Origin of the sequence: Methanobrevibacter sp. (assembly GCF_045586545.1) — an archaeon.
Taxonomy (GTDB): Archaea; Methanobacteriota; Methanobacteria; order Methanobacteriales; family Methanobacteriaceae; genus Methanocatella.
The window spans coordinates 1-4607 of the sequence record NZ_JAZNAN010000017.1 but is presented as its reverse complement, the minus strand read 5'-3'; the positions used below and the strand labels follow the sequence as shown (position 1 = coordinate 4607).

The window sequence follows — 4607 nt, the reverse complement described above, 5'->3', positions numbered from 1 at the left end:
TAATCATTAATATTAAGTTTTTTATTCATTGACTTAGTATAACTTATTTTATGATTTTATTAAGCGTAAAATGTTTATATTTTTTAAAATTAAGTCTTTTTTTAAGGAATTGATTTGGCCTTTTTAGGTAGGTGTTTATATTTTGTATAGTTTTTTCAGTATATTGACTTCATTTCTAAGTCTTATTATATAATATTTAAAATATGATGAAATCAAAATAGTTTAATATGAAAATGGAAAACTTGATGGAAACCAATAGGCTGGAAGCTTTTTATGATGCGATAATTGCAATTATTGTAACAGTTTTGGTTTTGGAATTGCCACAGCCTGAAACCGCTACCATTGCAGGAATTTTAGCTTTGAAAGTTTCATATTTCACTTATCTTGTCAGTTTCCTTGTTTGTGCCAATCTCTGGCAATATCACCACTTGATATATGCTCATGTGAAAAAAATTGATTCTAAAATTATTTGGTTGAATATTCTTTTAATGTTTGTAATATCTCTGATTCCTTATTTGACAATTTTTGTTGGTAATAATCCGAATTCTCTTTTAAGCGAATCCTTATATGGTTTGGATTTTATTTTGGTGGATATTATTCTATTTATTATGAGCAGATATCTTATAAAAATAAATGAGGATAGCGAATATTTGTCTGAAGTTTTGGATTTGAAAAATGCAATAATTATTCCATTCATTTTCCTAATTATAGGATTCATTATAGGTTTTTTAGGCTATCCTATTGCAATCAGCATTGTCTGTTTGATTACAATCGTAAGGTCAATATTATATTCAATTAAATAGGTCAATATCTTCCTGTATTTAATTTGAGTATGATATTTCTTTTTTTGGCGAATTCATATAATTCATGTTTTATATAATCTGATCTTTCCTTTAAATCCATATCTTTTGTTGATTCATCGCAGTCTTTTAATATCTGTTTTAAGTCATCAACTTCAAGCAGATTTACCGCCAGGCAGAAGAAGATATGTCTGTTGGCAATATTATACCTGTTTAAAATATGGTTTATGATTTCCTTTTTTTCAAGCTGTTCTTTGTGATAGTTTTCGATTCCTATAGTTTTTGCTTTTTGCAAATCCTTTTTCTGATTCCTGTGTGTGATTAGTGAATCGTGTAATTCAATTCCATCATATTTGTCACAGAGATATTCCTCACATTCGAAGCAGTAGTCTATATTTCCATGTTCAATGCTGCATGGTGCTATTGTGCAGGTCAGATAACAGGTACTGCCTTCACGACATCCTGCGCATCTTTTTTCAATAAACATTGGGCATAAACTGCAGTTAAGTCCGCACAATGATAGCAGCAGATCAGTCCGTTTAAATTTTTTATTTATCATAATGAACTTTTATTTCTCCTTATTTGTGCCATCCTTTCGAAATCACCATTCAATTTCATTGCTTAAAACATCAATGATTTGACTTTTTCTTTCAAGAAAATGAGGGCCTGACAAACTGGCAAATACCGTATGATGAGTAATGAATGAACAGTCACAGGTTAAATGTTCAACGAAAGTTTTAAGTTCAATTAACATTTCCTTTTTCCGACAATGGTGTGAATTCACCCATTTGCGCTTCTTTTAAAAGAGGAGTTCCTGGAAATAGTGTCAGACCTCCCGTTCCAACAAGCATGGGTCTACACTGACTGAATATTTCTGCAGAATTTACTGCATGCTCGTGGCTATGTTCACGACCTGAAACTCCATTTAAAAAACTCATCCAAAAGTCTATTCCGGCATCAGTCAATTTTTGGCATTGTTCTATAATGTCTTTTGAAGTATAACCTTTGTTTATTCTTTTTAATGTCCAGTCATCTCCGCTTTCCACACCAAGAGAAATTTCTCTTAAACCCAATTCTTTCAGACTTTCAAGTTCCTCAACAGTTTTGTTGCGCAAATCAGAAACCCTTGTTTGAGTATAGATATATTCTATTTCCGGAAGATATTCATTGATTTTTTCAAGAATAGGGCGAAACTTGTTGTAAGTCATAACCAAGGGGTTGGCTGAAAGCAGCTGGATTGTTTTTGCATCTGAAGCAATACTTGCCAGTTCCTGCAAATCTTTTTCAATTATATTCATTGGATGTGGTTTGAATTTGACATCCTTATACATTGTGCAGAATTTGCATCTGTTGTGTGTGCATCCCTGAGTTACCTGCAGCAGCGGAAAAGTCGGCCAATAGGGATTTCTATATACTGGATCGGTAAAATGCATCTTAAATCACATTTAATATTTTTCCATGAATTTTTTAACTGCCTCTGCCACCTCATGAGGCATTTCACTTAAAATCGCATGTGTTGTGCCTGGAAAATTATTTTCCAATACAAAAACATCACAGACATTGTCTTTAATACAGTCAACAGCTTCCATAGAATACAATGGGGTTTCCGGCATGATGTACAAAAACGGAACGTTTATCTTTTTCATTGTCTTTCTCTGGTCGGTTCTGAAAAGTGAAAACCATAAACTTGCCATTGTCAGAGGATCAAATCCTTCGTCGCATAATGCAATCATTGCATCTTCAAATTCTTCTGGAGTGTTTTTTAAAGAAGGATTCATCATGTTTTTTGTAATGTACCATCTGGCATATCCTACATCATCAAATATTCTGTCCAGATCCTGCATGAAATCTTCATCACTCCATTTTCCCTGTGCAATTCCACCTTTCCATCCGTCATTTCGCATATAAGGTGACATGTCGGCTGCAATGATTCTTTTGATTTGTTCACATCCATACTGTTCAACATAATTATAGATTGTAGCTGCACCCATTGAATGGCCTATTAAAGTAACATCATTTAGATTTAGGGATTCCATGATTTCATTTAAATCCTGTGCTAATCTTTTAACATTCATATGTACTGTTGATTTGTCTGAAGATTCATGACCTCTCTGATCATAAAAAACAATTCTATAATCATCTTTAAACTCATTGTAAAAAGTCTTGTTTTTAAGATGAGAAGAGTTCAGGCCATGTGCAAATAATATTGTTTCACCTTCACCATGGGCTTCATAATATATTTTGATTCCATCACTCATTGTTAAAAAAGGCATGTTCATTTCCCTTATTATTAAATATTATATTTCCTGTTAATTCTGATTACATTTTCATGACTGAAGTCACCGCAGGTCAGTTCACTGAAATTCCCCATGATTTTAGCTCTGTTTTTTGCAACACTTTCGGGTGTTTGCTTTGATTTTTCCTTAATGGATTTGAGTTCTTCTGATGTATAGTCACAGCAGTATCCTGCTGAACATGGCTGCATCTGCCAGGATTTTTCAAGAGCTCCCACATCATATGCATCAAAACCGCACTGGTCAATCAAATCCATTACAATCTTTTTATGTATTTCATCATCACCTGCCACCTGCATTGCCAGTCTGCCTTCTGTTCCTTTTTCACATCCCAGTTCTGATAAGGAATATGCCAATAGAGTATTGAAGGCTTTAATGACTGGTTTTTTGATTTTATTTGAAAGCCAGATGCTTTCTGTTTCACCATTTCCAAGCCCTTCTATTTTTGAATCTCTCATTTCAGGATAATAATTTCCTGTGTCAACTATTACTGTATCTTCAGGCAATTTTTCAAATAAACTTTCGGGCAAAGTATTTAAAGCATCATATGGAATGGAAATAATCAGTATTTCAATATCCTGCGAAATTTCATTCAAATCTGAAGGAATTGCACCAATTTCATCTGCAAATTCTTTGATGGAATCTCTTCCTCTTGAATTTACTACTTTTACATAATGTCCCATTTTTGTGAGTTTTCGAGCAATTGTTCCACCTATTGCCCCAACTCCAACAATGCCTATTTTCATGTTTTCACCTTCAACAATATGACTAAAGAGTCTTTAGTCTTTAATAATATTATTATGTCAAACTATATATAATCTTTTTTATAAAGATAAACTCATGGAAAAACTTAACAGGGATGAATACATCCCAATAATTCTCTATATTGATTATATCAACATTGAATACCATAAATTTTTGAATGAAAAATTTGAAGGCATCACACCCCGTGATTCCACTTATTTAATTAATATTTATTATAATCCCAATTTATCACAAAGAGAACTGTCTGATATATTAATTGTCTCAGAAGCCAATGCAGGTCAAATTATCAGGCGTCTTGAGAAAAATAACCTTGTCAGAAGAGATTATGATGAAAAAAACAAAAGCAGAAGAATAATTAATCTTACAAATAAAGGCCAGTCATTTGTATTGTCTCTTCTTGATGCTTCACGAAAATGGGAAGCAAAATTCTTTGATAACTACAGTAAAGAAGATGAAATAAAATTCAGAGAAATGATTTCAGATTATTATAAAACAAGCACAAACGATTGTTAAAAATTTAAAATCATTTGATTAATCTTATTTTACTTGAAATAGATTCTTAACTCAATACTTAAAGATAAACTAATGTTATATGCAAACCCAAATGCAAAATACTTGTTACAACTTCCACAGGTTAATCATAGCTTAAATATCCCAAACTATAAATTTAATTAATAAAATAAGTGATAAAATTCTTGTAATATGTGATGAAAATAAAAGAATAAAAAATATATATGCTTCTTTGCTG

General features: G+C 32.1%; 7 protein-coding genes. 2 read left to right on the top strand and 5 right to left on the bottom strand.

All coding sequences use genetic code 11. The annotated features are described in order from the left end of the window. Positions 1–227: 227 nt before the first annotated feature. Positions 228–803, top strand: a complete 576-nt coding sequence (locus ACKI3D_RS01545) for a TMEM175 family protein (RefSeq protein ID WP_407391689.1) — start codon at positions 228–230, stop codon at positions 801–803. Between the two features lies 1 nt (position 804). Here ACKI3D_RS01545 and ACKI3D_RS01540 read toward each other — a convergent pair whose 3' ends face one another. From ACKI3D_RS01540 to ACKI3D_RS01520, 5 genes are read right to left on the bottom strand one after another with little or no spacing between them, the layout of a single operon-like run. Continuing rightward, the gene (locus ACKI3D_RS01540; protein ID WP_407391687.1) at positions 805–1359 is read right to left on the bottom strand and encodes a DUF3795 domain-containing protein; all 555 of its coding nucleotides are present in this window, start codon (positions 1357–1359) and stop codon (positions 805–807) included. Between the two features lie 42 nt (positions 1360–1401). Then, positions 1402–1554, bottom strand: coding sequence for a hypothetical protein (locus ACKI3D_RS01535; RefSeq protein ID WP_407391685.1), 153 nt, complete (start codon positions 1552–1554; stop codon positions 1402–1404). Further along, a complete protein-coding gene (locus tag ACKI3D_RS01530) occupies positions 1544–2233 on the bottom strand; it encodes a radical SAM protein (RefSeq protein ID WP_407391683.1) in 690 nt (229 codons plus the stop codon). The genes ACKI3D_RS01535 and ACKI3D_RS01530 overlap by 11 nt, the downstream gene beginning before the upstream one ends. Positions 2234–2245: 12 nt before the next feature. Beyond that, positions 2246–3073, bottom strand: coding sequence for an alpha/beta fold hydrolase (locus tag ACKI3D_RS01525; protein WP_407391681.1), 828 nt, complete (start codon positions 3071–3073; stop codon positions 2246–2248). A 17-nt stretch (positions 3074–3090) separates the two neighbouring features. Further along, positions 3091–3858 (bottom strand): NADPH-dependent F420 reductase, encoded by a 768-nt coding sequence (locus ACKI3D_RS01520; protein ID WP_407391691.1) that lies wholly within the window; start codon positions 3856–3858, stop codon positions 3091–3093. A 76-nt stretch (positions 3859–3934) separates the two neighbouring features. Between ACKI3D_RS01520 and ACKI3D_RS01515 the strand changes: the two genes are divergently transcribed. Then, a complete protein-coding gene (locus ACKI3D_RS01515; RefSeq protein ID WP_407391679.1) occupies positions 3935–4372 on the top strand; it encodes a MarR family winged helix-turn-helix transcriptional regulator in 438 nt (145 codons plus the stop codon). The last annotated feature ends 235 nt before the right edge of the window (positions 4373–4607 follow it).

Coding starts and splice junctions, on each gene's coding strand:
- ACKI3D_RS01545 (WP_407391689.1), top strand. CDS start 228: ATGAAAATGGAAAACTTGATGGAAACCAATAGGCTGGAAGCTTTTTAT.
- ACKI3D_RS01515 (WP_407391679.1), top strand. CDS start 3,935: ATGGAAAAACTTAACAGGGATGAATACATCCCAATAATTCTCTATATT.
- ACKI3D_RS01540 (WP_407391687.1), bottom strand. CDS start 1,359: ATGATAAATAAAAAATTTAAACGGACTGATCTGCTGCTATCATTGTGC.
- ACKI3D_RS01535 (WP_407391685.1), bottom strand. CDS start 1,554: ATGTTAATTGAACTTAAAACTTTCGTTGAACATTTAACCTGTGACTGT.
- ACKI3D_RS01530 (WP_407391683.1), bottom strand. CDS start 2,233: ATGCATTTTACCGATCCAGTATATAGAAATCCCTATTGGCCGACTTTT.
- ACKI3D_RS01525 (WP_407391681.1), bottom strand. CDS start 3,073: ATGCCTTTTTTAACAATGAGTGATGGAATCAAAATATATTATGAAGCC.